Origin of the sequence: Ralstonia mannitolilytica (genome assembly GCF_000954135.1) — a bacterium.
Taxonomy (GTDB): domain Bacteria; phylum Pseudomonadota; class Gammaproteobacteria; order Burkholderiales; family Burkholderiaceae; genus Ralstonia; species Ralstonia mannitolilytica.
Genome location: NZ_CP010799.1, coordinates 1,197,780 through 1,221,274 on the forward strand (window position 1 = coordinate 1,197,780; position 23,495 = coordinate 1,221,274).

General features: G+C 66.9%; 20 protein-coding genes. 8 read left to right on the forward strand and 12 right to left on the reverse strand.

Annotated elements, in window-relative coordinates; genetic code table 11:
• Positions 1-61: 61 nt before the first annotated feature.
• From TK49_RS05770 to TK49_RS05800, 7 genes are all read right to left on the reverse strand, one after another.
• Positions 62-1,393 carry an acetyl-CoA C-acetyltransferase gene (locus TK49_RS05770; RefSeq protein WP_045785856.1) on the reverse strand — a complete coding sequence of 444 codons (1,332 nt, stop codon included), beginning with the start codon at positions 1,391-1,393 and terminating at the stop codon, positions 62-64.
• Positions 1,394-1,397: 4 nt separating this feature from the next.
• Positions 1,398-2,330 (reverse strand): MaoC family dehydratase, encoded by a 933-nt coding sequence (locus TK49_RS05775; protein ID WP_045785857.1) that lies wholly within the window; start codon positions 2,328-2,330, stop codon positions 1,398-1,400.
• Between the two features lie 7 nt (positions 2,331-2,337).
• Positions 2,338-3,750 carry a 3-oxoacyl-ACP reductase gene (locus tag TK49_RS05780; protein WP_045785858.1) on the reverse strand — a complete coding sequence of 471 codons (1,413 nt, stop codon included), beginning with the start codon at positions 3,748-3,750 and terminating at the stop codon, positions 2,338-2,340.
• 32 nt (positions 3,751-3,782) lie between these two features.
• Positions 3,783-6,293 carry an acyl-CoA dehydrogenase gene (locus TK49_RS05785; RefSeq protein WP_045785859.1) on the reverse strand — a complete coding sequence of 837 codons (2,511 nt, stop codon included), beginning with the start codon at positions 6,291-6,293 and terminating at the stop codon, positions 3,783-3,785.
• A gap of 117 nt (positions 6,294-6,410) precedes the next feature.
• On the reverse strand, positions 6,411-7,445 hold the full coding sequence (locus TK49_RS05790) for a TetR/AcrR family transcriptional regulator (protein ID WP_045785860.1): 1,035 nt from the start codon (positions 7,443-7,445) through the stop codon (positions 6,411-6,413).
• Between the two features lie 257 nt (positions 7,446-7,702).
• Positions 7,703-8,737: a histone deacetylase family protein gene (locus tag TK49_RS05795; RefSeq protein WP_045785861.1), complete on the reverse strand. Its 1,035-nt coding sequence runs from the start codon at positions 8,735-8,737 to the stop codon at positions 7,703-7,705.
• Positions 8,738-8,761: 24 nt separating this feature from the next.
• On the reverse strand, positions 8,762-10,069 hold the full coding sequence (locus TK49_RS05800; RefSeq protein ID WP_045785862.1) for an MFS transporter: 1,308 nt from the start codon (positions 10,067-10,069) through the stop codon (positions 8,762-8,764).
• 142 nt (positions 10,070-10,211) lie between these two features.
• Between TK49_RS05800 and TK49_RS05805 the strand changes: the two genes are divergently transcribed.
• The 3 genes from TK49_RS05805 to TK49_RS05815 all read left to right on the forward strand — a co-directional run bounded on the left by TK49_RS05805 (position 10,212) and on the right by TK49_RS05815 (position 14,097).
• The gene (locus TK49_RS05805) at positions 10,212-11,210 is read left to right on the forward strand and encodes a LysR family transcriptional regulator (RefSeq protein WP_045785863.1); all 999 of its coding nucleotides are present in this window, start codon (positions 10,212-10,214) and stop codon (positions 11,208-11,210) included.
• Positions 11,211-11,434: 224 nt separating this feature from the next.
• Positions 11,435-13,048, forward strand: coding sequence for a DEAD/DEAH box helicase (locus TK49_RS05810; protein WP_045785864.1), 1,614 nt, complete (start codon positions 11,435-11,437; stop codon positions 13,046-13,048).
• A gap of 5 nt (positions 13,049-13,053) precedes the next feature.
• Positions 13,054-14,097 carry a serine/threonine protein kinase gene (locus tag TK49_RS05815; protein ID WP_045785865.1) on the forward strand — a complete coding sequence of 348 codons (1,044 nt, stop codon included), beginning with the start codon at positions 13,054-13,056 and terminating at the stop codon, positions 14,095-14,097.
• 27 nt (positions 14,098-14,124) lie between these two features.
• On the opposite strand, the gene TK49_RS05820 is transcribed toward TK49_RS05815, so the two are convergent.
• Complete coding sequence (locus tag TK49_RS05820; protein WP_045785866.1) at positions 14,125-15,021, reverse strand: pirin family protein; 897 nt, start codon at positions 15,019-15,021, stop codon at positions 14,125-14,127.
• 149 nt (positions 15,022-15,170) lie between these two features.
• Here TK49_RS05820 and TK49_RS05825 point away from each other — a divergent pair, with 149 nt between their 5' ends.
• The 3 genes from TK49_RS05825 (at position 15,171) to TK49_RS05835 (ending at position 17,707) form a co-directional block, all read left to right on the forward strand.
• Positions 15,171-16,088 carry a LysR family transcriptional regulator gene (locus tag TK49_RS05825; RefSeq protein ID WP_045785867.1) on the forward strand — a complete coding sequence of 306 codons (918 nt, stop codon included), beginning with the start codon at positions 15,171-15,173 and terminating at the stop codon, positions 16,086-16,088.
• A 465-nt stretch (positions 16,089-16,553) separates the two neighbouring features.
• The gene (locus TK49_RS05830) at positions 16,554-17,294 is read left to right on the forward strand and encodes a response regulator transcription factor (RefSeq protein WP_045787765.1); all 741 of its coding nucleotides are present in this window, start codon (positions 16,554-16,556) and stop codon (positions 17,292-17,294) included.
• Positions 17,295-17,410: 116 nt separating this feature from the next.
• Complete coding sequence (locus TK49_RS05835) at positions 17,411-17,707, forward strand: cupin domain-containing protein (RefSeq protein WP_045787766.1); 297 nt, start codon at positions 17,411-17,413, stop codon at positions 17,705-17,707.
• On the opposite strand, the gene TK49_RS24525 is transcribed toward TK49_RS05835, so the two are convergent.
• The 3 genes from TK49_RS24525 to TK49_RS05845 all read right to left on the reverse strand — a co-directional run bounded on the left by TK49_RS24525 (position 17,691) and on the right by TK49_RS05845 (position 19,782).
• Positions 17,691-17,831: a hypothetical protein gene (locus TK49_RS24525; RefSeq protein ID WP_157773987.1), complete on the reverse strand. Its 141-nt coding sequence runs from the start codon at positions 17,829-17,831 to the stop codon at positions 17,691-17,693. The two genes, TK49_RS05835 and TK49_RS24525, sit on opposite strands and share 17 nt — an antisense overlap.
• Before the next feature lie 20 nt (positions 17,832-17,851).
• On the reverse strand, positions 17,852-19,060 hold the full coding sequence (locus TK49_RS05840) for an FAD-dependent oxidoreductase (protein ID WP_045785868.1): 1,209 nt from the start codon (positions 19,058-19,060) through the stop codon (positions 17,852-17,854).
• Positions 19,061-19,134: 74 nt separating this feature from the next.
• Complete coding sequence (locus TK49_RS05845; protein WP_045785869.1) at positions 19,135-19,782, reverse strand: TetR/AcrR family transcriptional regulator; 648 nt, start codon at positions 19,780-19,782, stop codon at positions 19,135-19,137.
• A 94-nt stretch (positions 19,783-19,876) separates the two neighbouring features.
• On the opposite strand from TK49_RS05845, the gene TK49_RS05850 reads away from it, so the two are divergent.
• Both TK49_RS05850 and TK49_RS05855 read left to right on the forward strand, forming a co-directional pair.
• Positions 19,877-21,406 carry a flavin-containing monooxygenase gene (locus tag TK49_RS05850; protein ID WP_045785870.1) on the forward strand — a complete coding sequence of 510 codons (1,530 nt, stop codon included), beginning with the start codon at positions 19,877-19,879 and terminating at the stop codon, positions 21,404-21,406.
• Between the two features lie 15 nt (positions 21,407-21,421).
• A complete protein-coding gene (locus tag TK49_RS05855) occupies positions 21,422-22,384 on the forward strand; it encodes an alpha/beta fold hydrolase (RefSeq protein ID WP_045785871.1) in 963 nt (320 codons plus the stop codon).
• Here the strand turns inward: TK49_RS05855 and TK49_RS05860 are convergent.
• Complete coding sequence (locus tag TK49_RS05860) at positions 22,381-22,704, reverse strand: hypothetical protein (RefSeq protein WP_045785872.1); 324 nt, start codon at positions 22,702-22,704, stop codon at positions 22,381-22,383. The genes TK49_RS05855 and TK49_RS05860 overlap by 4 nt on opposite strands.
• Between the last annotated feature and the right edge of the window lie 791 nt (positions 22,705-23,495).

The following is a 23,495-nucleotide window of genomic DNA, read 5'->3' on the forward strand; positions in this document are numbered from 1 at the left end:
CATGGTTTTGTTATGTGCCGCGCGGGTTGGATGAGCGGGCCGTTCCCGTAGGCCCGTCGGTTCAATGCGACATGTTTTCGGGGCGCTCCAGGATGGCGACCACGCCCTGGCCGCCTGCCGCGCAGATCGACACCAGCCCCCGCCCGCTGCCGCGCTGCGCCAGCATCTTGGCGAGCGTGGCGACGATGCGCCCGCCCGTGGCGGCAAACGGGTGGCCGGTGCCGAGGGAGCTGCCGTTCACGTTCAGCCTGCTGCGGTCGATACTGCCGAGCGGGCTGCTGCGGCCGAGCTTTTCCCGGCAGTACTCGGGCGACTCCCACGCCGCGAGCGTGCACAGCACCTGCGCGGCAAAGGCTTCGTGGATCTCGTAGTAGTCGAAGTCCTGCAGCGTCAGGCCCGCGCGTTGCAGCATCCGCGAGACGGCATAGGCCGGCGCCATCAGCAGGCCTTCGTTCTGCTCGGGGGTGCCGCTGAAGAAGTCGACGGCGGCCGTGTCGGCGCAGGTCATGTAGGCGAGCACGGGCAGGTTGTGCGTGCGCGCCCATTCCTCGCTGGCGAGCAGCACGCACGATGCGCCGTCGGTCAGCGGGGTCGAGTTGCCTGCGGTCAGCGTGCCGGCCTCGCTGCGGTCGAACACCGGCTGCAACTTCGCCAGTTGTTCGATGGTGAGGTTGGTGCGCAGGTTGTTGTCGCGGTCGAGCCCGAGGTGGGCGGTCATCAGGTCGGTGAAGAAGCCGCGCTCGTAGGCGGCGCTCAGGTTCTGGTGGCTGCGCAGCGCGAGGGCGTCCTGGTCTTCGCGGCGGATGCCCCAGCGCTTGGCCATCAGTTCGCAGTGCTCGCCCATCGACAGGCCCGTGCGCGGCTCGCTGTTGCGCGGCAGCAGCGGGCGCACGAACATCGACGGCCGCAGCCCGGCAAGCGCCTTGATGCGTGCGCCGGTGGACTTGGCGCGATTGGCCTCCAGCAGCACCTTGCGCATCTTTTCGTTCAGGCCGATGGGCGCGTCGGACGTGGTATCCGTGCCGCCGGCAATGCCCACGTCGATCTGCCCCAGCGCAATCTTGTTGGCGATGAGGATGGCGGCTTCGAGGCCGGTGCCGCACGCCTGCTGCACGTCGTAGGCGGGCGTCTGCCTGGCCAGCGTGGTGGAGAGCACCGTCTCGCGCGCCAGGTTGAAGTCGCGTGCGTGCTTGATGACCGCACCGGCCACCACTTCGTCAAGCCGCTGGCCATGCAGGTTGAAACGGTCGATCAGGCCCTGCATGGCGGCGGTCAGCATCTGCTGGTTCGATGCCGTGGCGTAGGCGGTGTTCGAGCGGGCGAACGGGATGCGGTTGCCGCCGAGGATGGCGACGCGGCGCACCTGCGCGCTGCCCTGCGCATTCACGAGCATGGGTTCAGTCTCCGGTGTGTTCCTGTTGTGCCGGCAGCAGCGTGAGCACGCCGCGCAAATAGGGTTTGTCGCCCGCGATGTTGCGCACCTCAAAGGCGCGCCCGGGTGTCGCGGCTTCGGCCTGCCACAGCGTGGCCGCGCCCGGCAGCGAAAGCGGCGTCTTGAACTCGGCGACGACCTCGCCTGCCGTGAGCGGCGTGGCCGGCAGCAACGCCGCCACGGCGCGCGCCTTCGTCCACATGCCGTGAGCGATCGGGTGCGCAAAGCCGAACAGTTTCGCGCCGATGGCCGAGACGTGGATCGGGTTCCAGTCGCCCGATACGCCCGCGTAGCGGCGGCCCGTGTCGGCAGGCACGTCCCAGTGGCCGTCGGGCGACAGACCTTGCGCCGCGGGCAGCGCAATCAGCGGCGCCCCCTGCGGCGATTGCACGCCAACGCGCAGATACGTGGACAGCGATTCCCACACCACCGCGCCCGTCCGGACAATGGCCGTCTCGATGGCGAACGCCTGTCCGCGCGGATGCTGGAACAGCCGCCGCGGGCGCACCTCCACCCGCACGCGCTCGCCGATCTGCAGGCGCTGGTGCTGCCGGATCGTGTTGCACAGGTGCACCAGGCCGATCACCGGATACGGAAACGCCGATTCCGTCATCAGCATGAGCTGCAGCGGAAAGCCCAGCACATGCGGATACGTCATCGGCACGCCGTGCGCCGGCGAAAAGCCGCACACCGCCCCGTATTGCGCGATGTGCGCGGCATCGAGCGGCACCTCCTGGCGGACCAGCGTGCGGCGCGGCAGCGGCCCGCCGCGCTTGCCCTTGCGTTGCGACAGCAGCGCCCGCCATGCCAGCGTGCCGGGCGACGGCGCTTCCGTCACCAGCGTCTGCGTGGCAGTGAACGGCGTGGCGGGCAGGCGTGCGGTGGGGGTGGCGCGCATGGTCGTCTCAGGCTCCGAGCAGGCTTTGGCCGCACACGCGCACGACGTTGCCGGTCACACCGTTCGAGGCGGGGTTTGCAAACCACGCAATCGCTTCGGCCACGTCGACCGGCTGGCCGCCCTGGCTCATCGCGTTCATGCGGCGGCCCGCTTCGCGGATTGCGAACGGTACGGCCGCCGTCATCTGCGTCTCGATAAAGCCGGGCGCGACGGCGTTGATGGTGATCCCACGTTCGGCCAGCAGCGGCGCGCTCGCCTGCACGAGGCCGATCACGCCTGCCTTGGACGTCGCGTAGTTGGTCTGCCCGAGGTTGCCCGCAATGCCGCTGATGGACGACACGCAGACGATGGCGCCGCCCGAGCGCAACGCGTTGGCCGCGAGCAGCGCCTCGTTGATGCGCAGCTGCGCTGCCAGGTTGATGTCGAGCACGGCCCGCCATGCGGCTTCGGTCATGCGGGCGATCGTCTTGTCGCGCGTGATGCCGGCGTTGTGCACGAGGACGTCGATGCCTCCGAGCGCGGCGATCTGCTGTGCGAGCAGGGCAGGCGTCTGCGGCGCGGCGATGTCATACGCCAGCGCTTCGCCGCCGATCTCCTGGGCGACGCTGTTCAACCCGTCCTGCGCGGCTGGCACGTCGAGACACAGGACCCGCGCACCGTCGCGCGCGAGCACGTGCGCAATGGCGGCACCGATCCCGCGCGACGCGCCCGTGACCAGCGCGGTGCGCCCGGCCGACGGTTTTTGCCAATCCACCGAGCGCGGCACCGCGGCGCCAACGCGCACCACCTGCCCCGACACATAGGCCGAGCGCGCCGACAGCAGGAAGCGCAACGTCGATTCCGCCGCGCCTTCGGCGCCTGCCGCAACGTAGACGAGCTGTGCCGTGCAGCCGCGCCGGATTTCCTTGCCGAGCGAACGGGTCAGCCCTTCGAGCGCACGCTGGGCAATGGCGGCCTCCGGTGTCCTGCAGCGTTCGGGTGGGCGTCCGATCACGACTACGCGGCCGCAGCGTCCGATCGCGCGCACACCGTCGTGGAAGACGTGGTACAGCGCGTCGAGCCCGTCAATGGAGGTGATGCTCGTTGCATCGAAGACGATGCCGCCGATGCGGTCGAACGCATCGCCGTCCTTGCCCGTCGGCGCGACGAAGCGGCCTGTGATCTGCCCATGCCGGTTGGCCGCGCCGAGCCATTCCGGATCGCTTTCATGAAAGCGTGTCGGCACACCGATCCCGGCAAACAGCGCGGCGAGCACCTCGCGCATCGCGCCGCCCGGTGCCGCACCCACCAGGAACGGGCCGACGAATTCCGGCTCTCCCGGCCGATAGCGGCGCAGCGGCACCGGCTGCGGCAGGCCCAGGTTGGCCGAGAGCCACTTGCCGAAACCGGAACCGACGAAATCGAGGTACTTGTCTTGCATCGTTGTGGTTGTGTGGTGGCGCGTTGGTGGTGTTACGCCGCGCGGCGCTCAGTGGTCTGCAACGCGTCGAGCGCATCCTTGCGGCGCTGCAGGTCGGCCAGCAGGTTGAAGTCCGGCGGGAAGTCATCCACGGCGACGGCGTGTTCGCCGAAGCGCGCGTAGTCGCACAACTGCTTGCGTTCCGCCTCGTCGATGAGCTTCTGTGCCACGGCTTGCGCGGTCCACGCTTCAAAGTCGGGGAGGCTCTGCGGCACGGGCGGAAGCTTCCCCTCGCGGATGGCGGGTTTCAGGCGCTGCTCGATGGCGTCCACGGTCGGCTGCAGGCGGAAGGCTTCTTCGCCGTAGGCGATCGGGTCGATGTCGGGCGTGGGGCAGTACGAATCGGCCAGCAGGCGATCGCGTGCGGCCCCCGGCGTCTGCATCAGTTCGGCCACCTGCGCCGCAAGCGCATCCGACGGTTTGCGATACGGGGCACCGAACGGGAAGATCATCGCGCGAAGCAATCCGGCGATGCCCGCGCTCGGGAAGTTCGCCAGCACGCCGTCGAGCGCGTCCTGCGCACGCACCAGCGCATCCTGCACCGACCAATGCACGAGCGGTGCATCTTCGGCCGGGCGGCCTTCGTCTTCGAAGCGCTTGAGTGCAGCCGAGACCAGGTACATCTGCGAGAGGATGTCGCCAAGGCGCCCGGTGATGCTCTCGCGGCGCTTGAGCGTGCCGCCCAGTGTGAACATCGCCACGTCCGACAGCAGTGCCAGCGCCGTCGAGAAGCGGTTCACGGCGCGGTAATAGCGCTGCATCTCGGGCGCGGCGTTGCCTGGCGCCGGCGCCACGCGGCCGCCCGACAGCGCATGCAGGAACGCCCGCACGAAGTTGCCCGCGATGAAGGCGCCGTGGCCGAACAGCGCTGCATCGAACGCGCGCAGCGTCTCGGGCGAGTCGGCGCCTTGCGCGGCGGTCATCTCGCGCAGCACGTACGGATGGCAGCGGATCACGCCCTGCCCGAAGATGATCAGGCAGCGCGTCATGATGTTCGCGCCTTCCACCGTGATCGCGATCGGCACCTGCTGATACGCGCGCGCCAGGAAGTTGTTCGGCCCCATGCAGATGCCCTTGCCGCCGACGATGTCCATCGCATCGTTGACCACATCGCGCGCCCGTTCGGTGACGTGGTACTTGGCAATGGCGGAGATGACCGAAGGCTTCTCGCCGAGGTCCACGGCAAGCGCAGACAGGCGCCGCGCCGCATCCATCATGTAGAGATTGCCGCCCATGCGGCCGAGCGCCTCCTGGATGCCCTCGAACTTGCCGATGGGGGTGCGGAACTGGCGGCGCACGGCGGCATAGGCGCCCGTGCTGCGCACCGCCAGCTTGGCCAGCCCCACGTTGGACGACGGCAGCGAGATCGCGCGGCCCGCAGCGAGGCATTCCATCAGCATGCGCCAGCCGCGGCCGACCTGCGCCTGCCCGCCGATCACCCAGTCGATCGGGATGAACACATCCTTGCCCCAGTTCGGGCCGTTCTGGAACACCGCGTTCAGCGGCCAATGGCGGCGGCCGATGTTCACGCCCGGATGCTGGGTCGGGATGAGCGCGCACGTGATGCCGGGCTCCTTGTCGCCGCCGAGCAGGCCATCCGGATCGACCGCGCGGAAGGCCAGGCCCAGCACCGTCGCAATGGGGCCGAGCGTGATGTAGCGCTTGCTCCAGGTCACGCGAAAACCAAGCGTCTCGCGGCCTTCGTGCATGCCGCGGCAGACCACGCCGACATCCGGGATGGCCGCCGCATCGGATCCCGCATACGCGTTGGTCAACGCAAAGCAGGGAATCTCCTCACCGCGGGCGAGGCGCGGCAGGTAGTGGTTCTTCTGTGCCTCGGTGCCGTAGTGCAGCAGCAGCTCGGCCGGCCCCAGGGAGTTGGGCACCATGACGGACACGGTGGCCGCCGAGCACCGCGTTGCCAGCTTCATCACGACCTGCGAGTGCGCATAGGCCGAGAACCCTTTGCCGCCGTACTCCTTCGGGATAATCATGCCGAGGAAGCCGGCCTCCTTGGCATACGCCCACGCCTCGGGCGACATGTCCTGCCAGATCTGCGTGCTCTCCCAGTCGTTGGCCAGGTCGCAGAGCTTCTCGGTTTCCACGTCGAGGAACGATTGTTCTTCGGGCGACAGGCGAGGCTGCGGTGAAGACAGCAGGCGCGACCAGTTCGGCCGGCCCGAGAACAGTTCGGCATCCCACCAGACCGTGCCGGCCTCGATGGCGTCGCGTTCGGTCTGCGACATCTCCGGCATGATCTTGCGGAACATCGCCAGCACGCGCCGGGTGATCAGAGCGCGGCGCAGCGGCTTGATCGCGAGCACCAGCGCAGGCAGCACGAAGACGATGGCGAGTACGGTGGTCGCCGCCGGGCCCACGAGGCCGAGCCACGCGCCGGCGGCCAGCCACACGCCGGTCATGATCAGCCAGGCGAGCGCCAAGGCTTCCATGCTGGCAAGCCCGAGCGCGGCGATGCAAAGCAGGACGATCCAGATCGTCGTCATGAGGGTCTCCGTTGGATGCGTTCATGTGCCGTACGTGTCGGCGGGCGGCATCACGCCAGCGCCCCAGCGACTGCCGTGCCTGGGCGCGACGGCGCCGCGCGGCGAGTACCGGGGCGGTCAGGCTCCCGGACTGCGCCACGGGCGCATCGGGTTGGCCGGGAAGATCGCGCGCGCCGCGTTGCTGCGGCGGATGGCCAAGGCCCGTGTGCGTGCGGTCGGTGCAGCCGAGGTGCCGGCCTCGTCGTCGTGATCGCCGTGTTCATCGACGTTCAGTCCGTCGTGTTGCTGCATGGCGGTGCGTGCGCCAGGCGTGCGGCCAAAGAGATCGCCCGGGAATGGCGATGCGGTGGCCGGCGTGGCGCTGCGCTCCGTCAGGCGGCCGCCCTGACGGCCGGCGCCGCCGTGGCCGCCATCGTTGCCGCCGGCCGCGTCGTCGGCATGTGCCACCGGTGTGGGCACCTGCGCTTCGGCCAGCTCGACCACCTGGTCCAGCGCTCCCGCCTCGCCCGGCAACGGCGCATTCAATGTGGCCACCACCAGCGCGGTCAGGCGTGCCAGCAGCGATGCATCGTTCATCGGCTTGCCCTGCGTGAACAGCGGCAGCAGGTTGTTCAGGTCGTCACCCGCCAGCACGCCTGCCAGCGCCTTGAGCGCGAAGTGCAGGCGCCAGCCGAGTTCCGGGCGCGGCACGTGCGGCAACGCACGGGAGAAGGCTTCGAAGAACCGATCGAAGACCGGCGCGTAGTGGCCAAGCAGGTAGTTCTGCACGAACGGCGAGGTGTCGGAGTACACGCGGCCCATCAGGCGCAGGAAGGCGGGGCCGCCCGTTTCCGGATTGCGCGCCATCTGCAAGGCCGGCACGAACAGCGCGCCCAGCACGTGATCGCAGGAAAGCTGCTCCTTCGTCCAGCGCTCCTCGCAGGCCGTCAGCAGGGCGAGCCGGCGCGTGTTGAGCGGATCGAGCCGGCGTCCGAGCACCGACTGCATCAGCGCTTCCTTGCTGCCGAAGTGGTAGTTGACCGCCGCCAGGTTGACCTTGGCGCGCGCCGTGATCTGCCGCAACGACATCGCCTCGTAGCCGAACTCGATGAACAGCAGTTCGGTGGCTTCCAGAATGCGGCCCTTGGTGTCTCCTGCTCCAGGACGTCCCATGTCTCCAACCTCTTGTTTTGGTCCGATACCGGCGCGCGATTGCTGCATTGCAGCGCTCGAACGCACGATTCAAACATGTGTATTTGTGTTGCTCGGGCATGTTAGGAACAGACGTTTGAAAACGCCAAGCGTGCGATTCGAGCAAGCACTCTAGAGGGGGAGAGGTTTCGGCGGGGACGCCGGTGGGACGGGCCCCGCATGGAGAGTGGGCGCAAACATTCGGCGCAGGGCCGAAGCGCTTGCGCCCGGGCGGGAGGTCAGCCGGCTGGCCGAAGCGGCGCTTGAAGCCCGCCAAAGAATGCTGCGGCGTTCTGTGCGAGGGTGGCGAGGTGATACCCGCCTTCCTGCACCACCAGCGTCGGCAAGCCGGTCGCGCCGATGGCCTGCCCAAGACGACCAAAGCCTTCGGTGGACACGTCCACCTGCGATTGCGGATCTTCGCGGTAGATGTCAAAGCCGAGCGAGAGCACCAGCACGTCAGGCTCGAAGCGTGCCAGCGCGGCCAGCGCTTGGTCGAGCTTGTCAAAGAACACCGATTCCGGCGAGCGATGCGGCATCGGCAGGTTCACGTTCAGGCCCAGGCCGTCGCCGGTGCCGCGCTCGTCGTCAAAACCGGCGACGACGGGGTAGAAGTTGGTCGGGTCTCCATGGATGGAGACGTACAGCACATCGGCGCGGTCGTAGAAGATTTCCTGGATGCCCTGGCCATGGTGCATGTCGGTGTCGAGAATGGCGACGCGCTGGAACCTCCCGCGCAGCGCCTGCGCGGCGATGGCAGCGTTGTTCAGGTAGCAGAAACCGCCAGCGGCCTCGCGTCGGGCGTGATGCCCCGGCGGGCGGCACAGCGCATACGCCATGCGCTCGCCGTTGAGGATGGCCTGCGCACTGGCCGCTGCGCTCTGTGCAGACCAGTAGGCCGATCGCCACGTGTTCTCCCCCACGGGGCAACTGCCGTCGGCCAGGTACCGTGCCGCCTGGGCCAGCACGCCGCGCAGCGCGTTCGGTTCACGCACGAAGATGTTGGACATCACCTCGTCGCCCCAGTCTTCGGGCAGCCGCTGCCATTCGGCATGGGCGTTCTGCAGGAAGCGCAGGTAGGGCTCGCCGTGCACCGCGGTGAGCGGCGCCACGCCATGGTCTTCAGGTCGCGTGATGGTGAAGCCGAGATCGCGCGCCGCCTGCAGCAGGTGGATCGCGCGGTCGGGCACCTCTTGCGGCGTGCGCATCTTGCCGCGCGAGTAGTAGCTCTGCGGGTGGTGCAGGAGCTGTTCAGGATGGAAAAACGTGAGCATGGTGAAGCAGGTGGATGGAGATCGTTACGCGTTCACCGCATCGGCAGCCGGTGCGCGGCCGCATTGGCGTGCATCGATGGCCGCGATGCACAGCAGCGACACACCGGCGAGCAGCGTGTAGAACACGGCCAGCGGCCACCACTGGCCGTGAAAGCGCTGCGCGAGGACGGTGCCGACCAGCGGCGTGAGCCCGCCCGCCACCGCACCGCATACCTGGTACGACAGCGAGATCGCCGAGTAGCGCACGCGTGTCTCGAACACACCCGACACGAAGCCCGCGATCACCGAATAGAAGCTCGCCATGCACACCACGGCCAGCGCAATGCCCAGCACCATCAGCGGAGCGTGGCGCGTCTGCACCAGCAGGAACATCGGATACGGCGAGGCCATCGCCAGCAGCGCCATCAGCTTGAGGAAGCGCGCGCCGCCGAGCTTCTCGGAGAGCCACGCCGCGAGCGGCTGCGCGAGGAACTGGATGATCGCCACGGCAAACAGGCAATCGAGAATCAGCGTCTTGGGCAGCGACAGGTACTGCGTCGTGTACGCAATCATGAACGTGTTGGTGAAGTACACGCCCGCGATGCCGATCGTGTTGGCGCCGATGCACAGCAGCAGCGGCACGCGCGCCGTGCGCCAGACCTCGGCGATCGGCAGCTTGGCCGTCTTGCGTTGCGCCTGCATCTGCGCAAACTCGGGCGATTCGTTCACACCAAGGCGGATCGCCACGCCCACGAGCAGCAGCACCGCGCTTGCCAGGAAGGGCAGGCGCCAGCCCCAGTCCATGAACGCGTCTTTCTCCATCGACGTGACGAGGCGGAACGCCAGCAGCGAGAGGATCAACCCGGCCGGGCTGCCCAGCTGCGCGAACGAGGCAAAGAACGTGCGCCGGCCCTGGGGCGCATGCTCGCCGGCCATCAGCACCGCGCCGCCCCATTCGCCGCCGACCGCAATGCCCTGCACCACGCGCAGCACCACGAGCAGGACCGGGGCGATGGCGCCGGCGGTGGCGTACGTCGGCAGCAGGCCGATGCCGATGGTCGCCAGGCCCATCATCGTGAGCGTGATCATCAGGGCTTTCTTGCGGCCGATGCGGTCTCCCCAGTGGCCGAACACCACGCCGCCGAGCGGCCGGGCGAAGAAGCCCACCGCGAACGTGCCGAACGACGCGAGCGTGCTCAGGAACGGATCGCCGCCCGGGAAGAACAGCGGCCCGAATACGAGCGCGGCGGCGGTGGCGTAGATGTAGAAGTCGTACCACTCGATCATGGTGCCGACAAAGGCGGCGGTGGCCGCGCGCGCAGGCTGGCGCCCGCTCGGTTGAGACAGTTGCATGGTGGTGCTCCTCGCAAGTTTTTTTACTCGCCGCATCGAGGCGGCGATGCGTGTTTATTGCCGGTTGACGGGTATTAGTCAAATTCTGAATACTTATTCTTCGCATAAATTCAACTCATATTCAGAGGAACGACCGGCCATCATGGAACCGTCTGCCTTCGACCCCGCACTCGTCAGCGACCGGCTCGACTGGAACCTGCTGCGCACGTTCCTCACCATCGTCCACGAGCGCAGCATCAGCCGGGCTGCGGTACGGCTGCACATCACCCAGCCGGCGGTGAGCCTCGCGCTACGGCGCCTGGAAGATCAGCTCGGTCACACGCTCATCGAACGGCGCGGCTCGCGCTTCCGCCTCACGCGCGCGGGCGAAGATGTGCTGCGCATTGCCACCGATGTCTACGGCAACGTCGCGCGGCTCGGCTCCGAACTCGGCGAGCCGCAGGACGATGTAAGCGGCGTGCTGCATCTGCTGACCGTCAGCCGCATCCAATCGGGCGTGTACGACGAATGCCTCGCGGCGTTTCATCGGCATCACCCGCGCGTCGATCTGCAGGTGGACGTGATGCGCAGCGCGGACATCCTCGATGCACTGGCGCAAAAGCGCGCCGGCATTGGGCTGAGCCTGTGCCGGACGCCGGTCGAGAAGCTTGAGCGGCAACTGTTCCTGCGCCAGCGCTATGCCGTGTTCTGCGGACGGCACCACCGGTTGTTCGGGCGCACCGGGCTGTCGATCGACGACCTGCTCGGCGAGAACTTCGTCTCCTTCATGAGTGATCAGCTCGGCGATGCGCTCTCGCCGCTGGCGGTGTTTCGCGATCAGAAGGGATTCACCGGTCGTATCGTCGCCACCTCGCCGAGCCTGGACGAGATCAAGCGGCTGGTGTTCGCCGGCTACGGGATCGGCTGCTTGCCGGAACACATCGTGGCGGACGATCTCGCGCAGCAGAGGCTGTGGCGCTTGCCGCCGGAGGAAGGGGTGGCGGATATCGACCTGTACTTGCTGTGGCACAAGGAGCGGCGGTTGACGCCAGCGGAGACGGCGTTTCTGGCGCACTTTCGGCGCTATATGGCCAGGTATTCGTTGGCTGAGCGGCTGGGGGATGTGGTGAATGCGCCCTTGGCGGCTTTGCGGGGGGGATGAAGGGGGGGCGGTGGTCCATCCGTGTTTCGTGCCCTGCCGGGCACGAAACACGGATGCACCACAACCCAAAAACCAACACCAACAAAACCCCCCACCCCGCATCCTGCTAAACTACGCCCCTTCTCGCAGTCCCCGGGGTCCAGTCGCCCCGTCACCTACCCAGGCTTTGTCCACGATTGGCGCACGAACGAATGCGCGGGACACGCCGGTCCAATCGCTTTTCCATGTCGTTTTCCGAACTCGGCTTGTCAGACAAGCTGGTACGTGCCGTGGCCGAACTCGGCTACGCAGAACCCACTCCGATTCAACGCCAGGCCATCCCCGCCATCCTCAGGGGCGGCGACCTGCTCGCCGGTGCACAGACCGGCACCGGCAAGACCGCCGGTTTCACGCTGCCGTTGCTGCACCGCCTGTCTGCATCGCAGCCCAACAAGGTGCAGACGCCGCAGGGCATGCGCTTCCCGATCCGTGCGCTGGTGCTGACGCCCACGCGTGAGCTTGCCGCGCAGGTGGAAGAAAGCGTGCGCGCCTATGGCAAATACCTGCCGCTGAAGTCGATGGTGATGTTCGGCGGCGTCGGCATCAACCCGCAGATCGATGCGCTCAAGCGCGGCGTCGATATCGTCGTGGCCACGCCGGGCCGTCTGCTCGACCACGTCGGCCAGCGCACCATCGACCTGTCGCACATTGAACTGCTGGTGCTGGACGAAGCCGATCGCATGCTCGACATGGGCTTCATCCACGACATCCGCAAGATCCTCAACATCCTGCCGCCGAAGCGTCAGAACCTGCTGTTCTCGGCCACGTTCTCCGACGACATTCGCGAACTGGCCGACCGTCTGCTCGACAAGCCGGCGCTGATCGAAGTCGCGCGCCGCAACACGACGGCCGAGACGGTCGAGCAGCGCATCTATCCGGTCGACCGCGAGCGCAAGCGTGAACTGCTCGCCAAGCTTGTGCGCGACAACGACTGGCACCAGGTGCTGGTCTTCACGCGCACCAAGCATGGCGCGAACCGCCTGGCCGAGCAGCTCACCCGCGACGGCATCCCCGCGCTGGCCATTCACGGCAACAAGAGCCAATCGGCGCGCACGCGCGCGCTGACGGAGTTCAAGGCCGGGACGCTGCGCGTGCTGGTCGCCACCGATATCGCCGCGCGCGGCATCGACATCGACCAACTGCCGCACGTGGTCAACTTCGACCTGCCGAATGTGCCGGAAGACTACGTGCACCGTATCGGCCGCACGGGCCGCGCGGGTGCGCAGGGCGAGGCGATCTCGCTGGTCTGCGTGGACGAGCACGGCCTGCTGCGCGACATCGAACGCCTGATCAAGCGCGAGCTGCCGCGCACCGTGCTGGAAGGCTTCGAGCCGGACCCGACGATTGCGCCGGAGCCGATTCCGAATGGGCGCAACAACGCGCGTGGCGGTCGCCCGGGCGGTGGCCGCGGCCAGCCGCGCCAAGCCGCTGGCGGCAATGCCGCGCCGCGCGAACCGCGTGCTCCGCGAGAGCCCCGCCGTGAATCGACCGGCAGTGGCCAGGGGCAGAACCAAGGCCAAGGCCGCAATGGCGGCGCAAACCGCCAGCGCCAGGCGCAAGGTCAGCGCGACGGCCAGGCGGCACCGAAGCCGCGGGGCGGCAACGGCGGCAATGGCCAATCGCAGGCGCGCGGCCAGCGCCAAGGGCAGGCGCAAGGCAACGGGCAGGGCGGCCATCCGCGTCGTGCGCAGAGCACGCAAGCCGCGCAACCTGCACAGAAGACCGCACAGCCGGCCAAGCAGCCGTTCAACGGCCTGTTCGCCAAGGCCGCTGCATTGCTCGGCGGCCGCAAAGGCTGACGTTCATGCACGGCAGCGACGACAGCGGCCTGCCCGCATCCGCCGAAGCGCCATACGGCGGCCTGACGCCCGACAGCATCCTGGATGCGCTGGCGGAGGTCGGGCTGATGCCGGACGGCCGCATGTTCGCGCTCAATAGCTACGAAAACCGCGTGTACCAGGTCGGCGTGGAAGACGGCGCCCCGGTGGTGGTCAAGTTTTACCGGCCGGGCCGCTGGACCGACACGCAGATCGTCGAAGAGCACACCTTTACGGCGGAACTGGCGGCGGCGGAAATTCCTGTGATCGCGCCGCTGGAAATCGATGGCCGCACGCTGCACGCGTTTGGACGCTGGCACTTCGCGATCTTCCCGCGCTGCGCCGGCCGCGTGCCCGCCATCGACCGCGACGACACGCTCGAATGGATGGGGCGCTTCCTTGGCCGCATCCACGCCGTCGGCGCGCAGCGTCCGTTCATGGCGCGGCCCGCGCTCGACATCGACGCCTTCGGCGTGCAATCGCGCGACTGGCTGCTCGAACAAGATTTCATCCCGTCCGATCTGCTGCCCGCCTGGCGCAGCGTCGCCGACGCCGCACTTGATGGCGTGCGCCGCTGCTACGACCGCGCGGGCGACGTCTCACTGCTGCGCCTGCACGGCGATTGCCACGCCTCCAACGTCCTCTGGATCGAAGAAGACGACGCCCGGCAAGGCGACCCGCTGCGTTCGTCCGGCCCGCACTTCGTCGACTTCGACGACAGCCGCACCGGCCCGGCCGTGCAGGATCTGTGGATGCTGCTCTCAGGCGATCGCGCATCGATGCAGTCGCAGCTGGCCAGCCTGCTCGCCGGCTACGAGGACTTCTGTGAGTTCGACACGCGCGAGCTGCATCTGGTGGAAGCGCTGCGCACGCTGCGCCTGCTGCACTACAGCGCGTGGCTGGCGCGTCGCTGGAATGATCCGGCGTTCCCTGCCGCCTTTCCGTGGTTCAACACGCAACGTTACTGGCAGGACCGGGTGCTGGAATTGCGCGAGCAGATCGCGCTGCTGGACGAACCGCCGCTCTGGTGAAACCGAGCGGCGGTTTTTCTTTGAGGCTCAGGCGAACTTGCCGGCCTGGAAGTCACGCACGGCCTGGAAGATTTCTTCCTGCGTGTTCATCACGAACGGGCCGTACTGCACAATCGACTCGTTCAGCGGCTTGCCCGCGATCAGCAGCACGCGCGCCGGCGCATCGTCCGCGCGGATGTCCACGCCGTCGCTGCCTTCCGTGTTGGCCAGGATGGCCATCTGCTTGTCGTCCACACGCTGCAGGCCGGCGTTGCCCGGCGCTTGCGCATCGCCCACCATCGCGCTGCCGCGGAACACGTAGACGAACGCGTTGTGCTTTTCCGGCAGCGGCTGCGCGAACGACGCCCCGGCCGGCAGCGTGATGTCCAGATACAGCGGCTGCGTCGCTTCGCGCGTCATCGCGCCTTGCACGCCTTGCGACTCCCCGGCGATCACGCGCACGGCCACGCCGTCCTGCGTCGTGAACTCCGGAATCTCTTCGGACGGGATGTCGCGGTACCACGGCGTCGTCATCTTGTCGCGTGCGGGCAGGTTCAGCCATAGCTGGAAGCCTTCCATCACGCCGTCTTCCTGCTCGGGCATTTCGGAGTGCACGACACCGCTGCCTGCCGTCATCCACTGCACGCCGCCATGCTGCAGCAGGCCTTCGTGCCCGGCGCTGTCGCGGTGGCGCATGCGGCCCGCGATCATGTACGTCACCGTTTCGAAGCCGCGGTGCGGATGGTCGGGAAAGCCGGCCAGGTAGTCGTTCGGGTCATCGCTGCGGAATGCATCGAGCATCAGGAACGGGTCAAGCCGCCGTTGGAGGTTGTTCGTCAGCACGCGGGTGAGCTTCACGCCGGCGCCATCCGAGGTCGGCCGGCCCGTGATGATGCGCTCCACCCGACGGCCGCGCTGCACTTGGGCTTGCACGAGGGTTTCCATGTCGTTCTCCTGGGTTTGGGGATTTGTCATATCCCGAATGTAGGGTAGTTGCCCTGTTTGCACTAGTCGGTTATTGTGGGAAAAAATGTTGCTCCCGGCGAGACAATGAAAACCACAAGCCGGCGGGCGCCCCAATCAGGAGGAAACCCATGGATCTGAATCAGCTGGCGCTGTTCGTGCGCGTCGTGGAGGCGGGGAGCTTCACCGCGGCGGCGGCGCGGCTCGATTTGCCGAAGTCGTCGGTCAGCCGCGGCATTGCGGCCCTCGAGCAGGATTTGAACGTTCGACTGTTACAGCGCACCACACGCACGCTGCATCTGACGGATGCGGGCCAGAGCCTGTATCAGGTGGCGTCGCACGCACTGGAAGAGATCGAACGCGCCACCACCTGCGCCGGTGAGCTCCAGGATGTGCCGCGCGGCAAAGTGCGTCTCACGTCGTCGGAAGACGTCGGGCGGTTGCTGGTGGCGCCTGTGGCCGCACGCTTCATGCAGCAGTATCCGGACATCGACCTCGACGTCGTGCTCACCCCGCGCAATGTCGACCTGGTGCAGGAGGGCTTCGACCTGGCGGTGCGTGTCGGGCGCCTGGCAGACAGCTCGCTGGTGGCCCGCCCGCTCGGCGTGCTGCGTATCGGCTTGTTCGCCTCGCCGGATTACCTGCAGCGCCGCGGCGCACCGCAGACCGTGCAAGGCCTGGCCGATCACTGCTGCCTCGACTTTCGCGGCAGCGGGCGCGGCGAAACGCAATGGCGCCTCGTCGGCCCCGATGGGCTGAAGACGGTTGCCGTGCACGCCCGCCTGAACGCCGACAGCCTCTCGTACCTCGAGACCTTGATCGCGGCCGGCACCGGCATCGGCCCGCTGCCGTTGTATGCAAGCGCCGTGGCCCGAGCCAATGCGCCGCTGCCGCGCCTCGTGCGCGTGCTGCCCGATTACGCCACGAGCGGGGAGCCGATCCACCTCGTTACGCCGTCTGCTCGCTTCGTGCCCAAGCGCGTTCGCCTGCTGATCGACATGTTGACCGAATCGATCCGCCAGGAGCTCGAGAACGCAGATCCGACGTGATGCCCGGTTCGCGGCCCGGGGGAAGGACATGTCAAATATTGTCACGGGCGACGCGCTTGCCGGCTGCGCGAGGCATCATGTCATTCCCGTTTGCCGGACAAATACGTCGGAATCCCCTCCTTGACGTTACCCCGTGACGTTGCAGCGCGTCCCCCGGTGTGCTGCACGTGTCTGGCATACGAGACCCTTGGGTGTTTCTGATCCCGTCACATGTGAGAAACACCGCCGCCCGGACCCCGTTGTCCGGGCTTTTTTTTCGCATCTCCCGCGCAAGACACGCTCGAAAATGGTCTGCAAGCATGTTCACAAATTGGGACTTTTCTCATGGTCCGTGGCAGACCTCGCCATGAAAATCGAAAACACGTAACACATGCAACGGATCGCGTGAAAGCACGGCGGACCGGGCGCCGGCCAGGGGCGCCGCCATTCTGGCGCGCATGTGGGCAAACTTTCATGGAACCGAACATGCGAATCGCCTTGCTCGAAGACGACCCCTTCCAAAGCGAAGTCATCGTCCAGATCCTGTCCCAATCCGACCACGAAGTCGTCACGTATACCGATGGCACCACGCTGCTGCGCATGCTCGGGCGCTGCTCGTACGACATGCTGATCCTCGACTGGCATACGCCGGGCATGCTCGGCATCGATGTGCTGAGCGTCGTACGGGGCCGTCACAAGGAGGTGCTCCCCATTCTGTTCGTGACGGCCGAGGAAGACGAAAAGAGCCTGGTGCGCGCGCTCACGCAGGGCGCTGACGATTACATCGCCAAGCCGTTCCGCATTTCTGAGCTGCGTGCGCGCGTCGATGCGCTGCTGCGTCGCGCGTATCCGATTCCGTATGGCCGCCTGCCGTTCGAGTTGGGGCCGTATCACTTCAACCCCCAGCGCCAGCAGGTCACGCTGCACGGTCAGCCCGTCGCGCTGACGGCCATCGAGTTCCAGCTTGCGCTGCTGCTGTTCTCGAACGTGGGCCGCACACTGTCGCGAGACCACATCTTTGGCCAGGTGTGGGGCCGCAACTCATCGGAATACACGCGCACGATCGACAGCCACGTCTCGCGCATCCGCATGAAGCTGAACATCGAGCCAACCAACGAAGTGCGCCTGGTGGCGGTGTACAAGCACGGCTATCGTGTGGATCACCTCAAGGCCGCGGAGGGCTTCGGCACCATGGCCGATATCGGCGTCGAGGCATACGACGCGTAGGCGCCGGCCGGTCTGGCTGTCGCGCCAGGGCGGTGCCGCAAGACGTGCGGCGCCGCCCTTGCTGTTTCTGCGGTGGCTGCTATGCTCGGCGCTTCTTCTTCCGTGCCGAGGTCGACGTGCCGCTCATCAATCTCAATGCCGTTGCCGACGCGTTGCCCCATGCATGGTCTTCCCACGTGGTGGAGCGGTTTGGCGGCGGCAACTTCAAGGTCCTGCGCATGGACGGTACGCCATACCCCGACGAAGCGCATGACTACGCCGAAGGCCTGCTCGTGCTCGACGGCGAACTGCGGCTGCGCATTGGCGGCGAGGCAGTGATGGTTTCCCCTGGAGAACTGTACGTGGTGCCCGCCGGTGTGCCGCACAGCGTCGATGCCGGCAGCGCAGGCACGCTGGTCATTCTGGACGTGTAGGCCGTACGTCGGGCGCCTCGGCGATCCGTTCGGCATCGAGCACGCAGCCGGGCGCCGCATCGATGCCGATGCGATGCTGTTCGCTGAACTGGTGCTCGGGGAGGAACTTGGGCAGCAGGCCCATGGTGACAGGGCAAAAGCTGTTCAGGCCTGCGGCTCTCCGCTGGCTGGTGAGGTGACCGGCGCTGGCGCGAAGGCCGCGTCGCGCGCGGGCGGTTCCGCAAGGCTGCGCTTCATCAACCATCTGACGCCGGGGATGCGCAGCCCGGTGGTGAACACCACGTCGCGCAACCAGCCGCCGTATTGCGCCTGGAAGCACGGTGTAAGCGCGCGGCTGAGCGTCTGGTACGCCTGCACGGTGCGCAGGCGGCGCGCGTGGTAGGCGAGGGCTCCGTCGGTCGGACCATGGGCTTGCACGCACGATGCCAATGCCAGTGCGTCCTGCACGGCCAGCGTCGTACCGAGGCCGAGCTGCGGGCTCATGGCGTGCGCGGCGTCGCCGATCACGCAATAGGGCGGTTTGGCGAGCGCGCGCGGCCACGTGTGGCGATAGACGGCAAACGGCAGGTCGTCATGCGAACCGATCTGCTCGACCACCGGCGCGGCTTGCGGCCACAGGCTCAGCACATGGGCCTTCCAGCGCGCGATGTCGGTCTGGCGCCAGGTGTGCACGGCATCGCCGGGCAGGCTCCAGAACATCGACAGGCGCGTGCGGTTGCCGTCGACGTCCGTAGGCAGCAGCCCCATCATCTCGCGCGTGCCGCGAAAGCGCTGCTGGAGCACGCGCGGGTTCCAGCCGTCGACCCAGCCCTGGAACCATAGCGTGCCCCATCGATAGGTGCTTGACGGGCCGGCCAGGCCTGCCGGCTCGCGCAATGCCGAAGCGGCGCCATCCGCAATCACGAACAGGTCGAACGCCGATTCGCCGTGCGTGTGCGCCACGCGTGCGCGCGGGCCGTCTGCTTGCAATTGTGCGATCGCGCAACCGAAGTGGAACGTGGCGCCGGCATGCAGCGCGGCGTCGTACAGCATCGACGAGAGGGCGTGTCGCGTGACGGCTCGGCCCGGCGTCTCGGCATAGTCAATGTCGAGCAAGCGCCAGCCGCGATGGCTCAGGCCGATCAGCCGGTCGATCGGTGCCCCGATGCCCTCGAGCGCGCGGCCCACGCCGAGTGCCTCGAGCGCGCGGATGCCCTGGGGCTGGATGAGCAGGCCCGCACCCATCGCTGTCAATTGCGGGTGTTTTTCGAAGACGTGCACGTCGTGTCCGTGGCGGGCAAACGCAATGGCGGCGGCCAGGCCGGCGTTACCGGCGCCGGCGATGCCGATGGACAGCGAGCGGGGTGCGGTCATGAAGGCGTGGCGGATCGTTTGCTCGAGATGATAACGATACGGCACGCACGTTAAGAAAGATCGCGCGGCGTGTGCTATGCGCCCGTCATTGCGCGCAACGTGCCGAGCAGGACTTGCCGACAGTTGCGCACCATCTTCTCTTCGGGATCGCGATAGCCGGTCAGCAGCCACGCTGCCCCGACGTTGGTCATGGCGCCCACCAGGGCCAGCCCGATGATGCGCTGGTCGGCACGCCGGTCGGCATCGTCAGGGGCGGCGGCTGGAACGTTCTCCATGATCTGCCTGCCGAATTCGAGCAGGTTGCGCTGATACGTCGCATCGGTTTCGGGGCTCACGCCCATCACTTCGAGCAGCAGCACGCGCGCCGCGCAGGGGTCCCTCAGGAACGCGAAGAATGCATGCAGGCCGGCATCGATGCGCGCTTCGAGGGTGCCGTCCACGGCGGCAGTGGCTTGCGCCACTCGGGCGCGCAGGTCGTCGGCGTGCTGCTGGTATGTCGCGCGCAGCAGGTCCTCGGTACTGTCGAAGGCGGCATAGAAATAGCGGTCGTTGAGCTTGGCTTCCTGGCAGATGGCCCGCACGGTGGCCTTGCGGAAGCCGACCGTTCCGAACACCCGTGTGGCGGCACGCATCAGCGCGTCGCGGCGCTCCGCTGCACGTGCCTCGGGCGCCACACCCGCGTATGGGCGACCTTTCCTGGGCGTTTCAAGTGTTTTCTCCATTCCGCTATTTGACGATATCGCGCGCGAAAATTAAAGTGGTGACAATGCACACCAGATTAAGGCGGAAGCCGCCGTGCCGCCAACAGGAGACCGCATGGAGCCCATTGAACAGCGCACCCGCCACCCATCTGATTCGGACACCGACCTCGACGTGCTCATCGTCGGGGCGGGCCTGTCAGGCGTGGGCGCCGCATATCACCTGCGCGAGCGTTGCCCATGGGCGCGGATTGCCATCCTGGAAGCGCGCGAGACGATCGGCGGCACGTGGGACTTGTTCCGCTATCCCGGCATCCGGTCTGACTCCGACATGTTCACGCTGGGCTACAGCTTCCGGCCGTGGCACAGCAACAAGGCCATCTCCGACGGCCAGACGATTCTCGATTACATCCGCGACACCGCGCGTGTGTTCGGTATCGACAAGTCGATCCGCTTCCGTCACAAGGTGACGGGCGCGAGCTGGGATTCCACCGCCGCGCGCTGGACTGTGCGGGCGCTGCGCAGCGATGGCACGCGCGAGGACCCGGTGCAGTTCACGTGCAAGTTCCTGTACATGTGCAGCGGTTACTACGACTACGAGGAAGGCCATGCACCCACATGGCCCGACATGGACGCATTCCGCGGGCGCATCGTGCATCCGCAGCATTGGCCGCAGGGCCTCGATTACGCAGGCAAGCGCGTGGTGGTGATCGGCAGCGGCGCAACGGCCGTCACGCTTGTGCCAGCGATGGCCCAGACCGCCGGGCACGTGACGATGCTGCAGCGCTCGCCCACGTACATCGTGTCGCGGCCCGAGCGGGATGCCGTCGCGAACCAGCTGCGCAGGTGGCTGCCTGCGCGCCTCGCACATCGGCTCGTGCGCGCGAAGAACGTGCTGCTCACGATGTACTTCTACAGCCTCGCGCGCCGCAAGCCCCAGGCATTCAAGCACTTCATCATCCGCATGGCCGGCAAGCAGCTCGGCCCGGAATTCGACGTACGCAAGCACCTCACGCCGCGCTACAACCCGTGGGACCAGCGCCTGTGCCTCGTCCCGGACGGCGATCTGTTCAAGACGATCCGCGCCGGCAAGGCGTCGATCGCCACCGATGAAATCGCCCGCTTCACTCCCGCCGGCCTGCAGCTCAAGAGCGGCGAGCATCTCGATGCAGACGTGGTCGTCACGGCCACGGGGCTCAAGCTGAAGGTGCTGGGTGGGGCGTCCATCAGCGTCGACGGACGTGCGGTGAACCTGGCTGACACCGTGTCCTACAAGGGCATGATGTACAGCGGCGTGCCGAACCTGGCGTCGTCGTTCGGCTACACCAACGCGTCGTGGACGCTCAAGGCCGAGCTGATCGCGCAGTACGTGTGCCGGCTGCTGAACCACATGCGCTCGGGCGGCTTCGACACCTGCATGCCGCGTCTGGACGATGAGGCCATGGGCCGCGAGCCGGCCGTCGATCTGACGTCGGGCTATATCCAGCGTGCTGCCAGCATCCTGCCAAAGCAGGGCACGAAGCAGCCGTGGAAGTCGTATCAGAATTACGCGCGTGACCTGATGATGCTGAAGTTCGGCTCGCTGGCTGACAGCGCCATGCAGTTCGAGCGCCGCGCGCAACCGATGGGCGCGGCACAAGCCGCTTAACGTCACGGGGGCATCGTGATCCAGACCGTCCTGATTGCCGTCGCGCTCGTGATCGCAGCGCCGGTGGCGTTCACCTTTGTCATCGCACGGCGCGTAACCAAGGCGTTTCCGCCCGAAGGCAAGTTCATCGATATCGGGGCCGACCGCGTACACTACACCGACCGCGGCCAGGGTCCTGCCATCGTGTTCGTGCATGGCCTATGCGGAAACCTGCGCAACTTCGCCTACCTCGATCTGGAGCGGCTGGCGCAATCGCACCGCGTGATCGTGATCGACCGGCCCGGCTCCGGACGCTCGCTGCGCGGGGCGGCCTCGACGGCGAACATATACGCGCAGGCACGCACAGTCGCCCAGTGCATCCAAAAACTGGGCCTCGACCAACCGGTGCTGGTCGGGCACTCGCTGGGCGGTGCGATCGCGCTGGCGGTGGGGCTGAATCATCCGCAGTCGGTTCGTCGGCTTGCGCTCGTTGCGCCGCTCACGCACAACGAGCACGCGCCGCCCGGTGCGTTCAAGGGCTTGGCGTTGACGTCGCCGCTGGCGCGCAGGCTGGTGTCGTGGACGCTGGCCGTTCCGCTGTCGATCCTCAACTCGCGCAAGGCGATTGCAGCCGTGTTTGCGCCCGAGGCCATGCCGGAGGATTTCCCGTTCAAGGGCGGCGGCCTGCTGGGGCTGCGTCCGCACGTGTTCTATGCGGCATCGTCGGATCTCGTGGCCGCGCCGGAAGACCTGCCCGACATGGAACGCCGCTATGCCTCGATGACGGTGCCCGTCGACGTGCTGTACGGCCGGGGCGACCGCATCCTGAACGTCAAGCGCCAGGGCGAAGCGCTCAAGCAGAAGCTCGAGCGCGTGAACCTGCGGGTGGTTGACGGCGGGCACATGCTGCCCGTGACGCAGCCCGCGCTGACGACGGACTGGATACTCGGTGTGGCCGCCGCGGTGCCCATACAAGCCGAAGCCGCCGCGTCAGCCTAGCCGCGCCGCACCCAGATCACCTTGCCGCCCTGGATGCCCAGGTTGCGGCGCTCCTCGCGGTAGTCCATCGTGCCGGGCAGCGCCTCGCCGTCGCGCTCGCTCACGCGCCACAGGCAGCCGGCCAGCAGCGCGGTCGCCGCCTGTTCCGATTTGCCGATCAGTGCATCGTCCGAGAACGGGGCGCGGCAGCTGCTGCCCGGTTGGGCCTGGCTGGCCGTGGGGGCGTCCTTTGCGTTCTGCGCGGGGCCCGAGGCTGCCGTCGTGCAGGCCGTGATGCCGGCGGCGGCAAGGGTGGTGACCAGCGTTGCGAACCGCATCATGCGACCTCCATTCGGTAGTGTTCCTCGCACGCTGAAGTATCGGCGCGGCCATGCCCGCCCGCCAGACTGCGCGTGGGCCTGCCAGAGCACATCGGAGGCCAGGACACGGAGGGGAGAGACATTGCCGATACGGCAGCAGAAAAGCAAAAAGCCCTGCTGAAGCAGGGCTTTCTGGTATTTGGTGGCGAATCAGGGAGATTCCGGGCTTTTTGTAAATCCCCTGATAAATCAACAACTTGCCATTCTGGCGGGTGGGGTTGCGAATGAAAAAGTGACACCCCAAGTGTCACACGTTCGCCCCCAATCGGCAAGTAGCGATCTGGCACTTGCGATTGGAGTCGTGTAACAATGAGTAAGGCAACGAGCCTGCCCGAATACATTTCTCGGAAATCGGGGTTTCTAAGGAGAGTTTATGGGTAAGTGTAAATATTGTGGGTCAACGACAACGGCAGGTGGTGGTTGCTCGAAGAGTCCAACGAAAACTCATGTAGTTTATGAACCGCTGAAATGTATTTATTGCGGTTCCAAGACAACGGCGGGTGGTGGGTGTAGCAAGAGCCCCTCAAAAGGGCATGTTGTCGACGCGGGGCCGAAGAAGTGCATTTACTGCGGGTCAACGACATCAGCAGGTGGCGGTTGTAGTAAGAGCCCCACAAAAGGGTCCTTCGTCATTTCGTGTGGAACCCAACAGTCACAATGACTCCTGGTCGTCGAGCCCGGTGGGCATGTGTGCAGGCCGCTGGCCGGCCTGTGCACATGTCCACGAGGCGTGTTTGATCAGGAGGATGAGT

Bases quoted from the DNA above. Each gene is read 5' to 3' on its own strand.
- TK49_RS05770 (WP_045785856.1), bottom strand. From the start codon at position 1,393: ATGCTCGTGAATGCGCAGGGCAGCGCGCAGGTGCGCCGCGTCGCCATC.
- TK49_RS05775 (WP_045785857.1), bottom strand. From the start codon at position 2,330: ATGCGCGCCACCCCCACCGCACGCCTGCCCGCCACGCCGTTCACTGCC.
- TK49_RS05780 (WP_045785858.1), bottom strand. From the start codon at position 3,750: ATGCAAGACAAGTACCTCGATTTCGTCGGTTCCGGTTTCGGCAAGTGG.
- TK49_RS05785 (WP_045785859.1), bottom strand. From the start codon at position 6,293: ATGACGACGATCTGGATCGTCCTGCTTTGCATCGCCGCGCTCGGGCTT.
- TK49_RS05790 (WP_045785860.1), bottom strand. From the start codon at position 7,445: ATGGGACGTCCTGGAGCAGGAGACACCAAGGGCCGCATTCTGGAAGCC.
- TK49_RS05795 (WP_045785861.1), bottom strand. From the start codon at position 8,737: ATGCTCACGTTTTTCCATCCTGAACAGCTCCTGCACCACCCGCAGAGC.
- TK49_RS05800 (WP_045785862.1), bottom strand. From the start codon at position 10,069: ATGCAACTGTCTCAACCGAGCGGGCGCCAGCCTGCGCGCGCGGCCACC.
- TK49_RS05805 (WP_045785863.1), top strand. From the start codon at position 10,212: ATGGAACCGTCTGCCTTCGACCCCGCACTCGTCAGCGACCGGCTCGAC.
- TK49_RS05810 (WP_045785864.1), top strand. From the start codon at position 11,435: ATGTCGTTTTCCGAACTCGGCTTGTCAGACAAGCTGGTACGTGCCGTG.
- TK49_RS05815 (WP_045785865.1), top strand. From the start codon at position 13,054: ATGCACGGCAGCGACGACAGCGGCCTGCCCGCATCCGCCGAAGCGCCA.
- TK49_RS05820 (WP_045785866.1), bottom strand. From the start codon at position 15,021: ATGGAAACCCTCGTGCAAGCCCAAGTGCAGCGCGGCCGTCGGGTGGAG.
- TK49_RS05825 (WP_045785867.1), top strand. From the start codon at position 15,171: ATGGATCTGAATCAGCTGGCGCTGTTCGTGCGCGTCGTGGAGGCGGGG.
- TK49_RS05830 (WP_045787765.1), top strand. From the start codon at position 16,554: ATGCGAATCGCCTTGCTCGAAGACGACCCCTTCCAAAGCGAAGTCATC.
- TK49_RS24525 (WP_157773987.1), bottom strand. From the start codon at position 17,831: ATGGGCCTGCTGCCCAAGTTCCTCCCCGAGCACCAGTTCAGCGAACAG.
- TK49_RS05840 (WP_045785868.1), bottom strand. From the start codon at position 19,060: ATGACCGCACCCCGCTCGCTGTCCATCGGCATCGCCGGCGCCGGTAAC.
- TK49_RS05845 (WP_045785869.1), bottom strand. From the start codon at position 19,782: ATGGAGAAAACACTTGAAACGCCCAGGAAAGGTCGCCCATACGCGGGT.
- TK49_RS05850 (WP_045785870.1), top strand. From the start codon at position 19,877: ATGGAGCCCATTGAACAGCGCACCCGCCACCCATCTGATTCGGACACC.
- TK49_RS05860 (WP_045785872.1), bottom strand. From the start codon at position 22,704: ATGATGCGGTTCGCAACGCTGGTCACCACCCTTGCCGCCGCCGGCATC.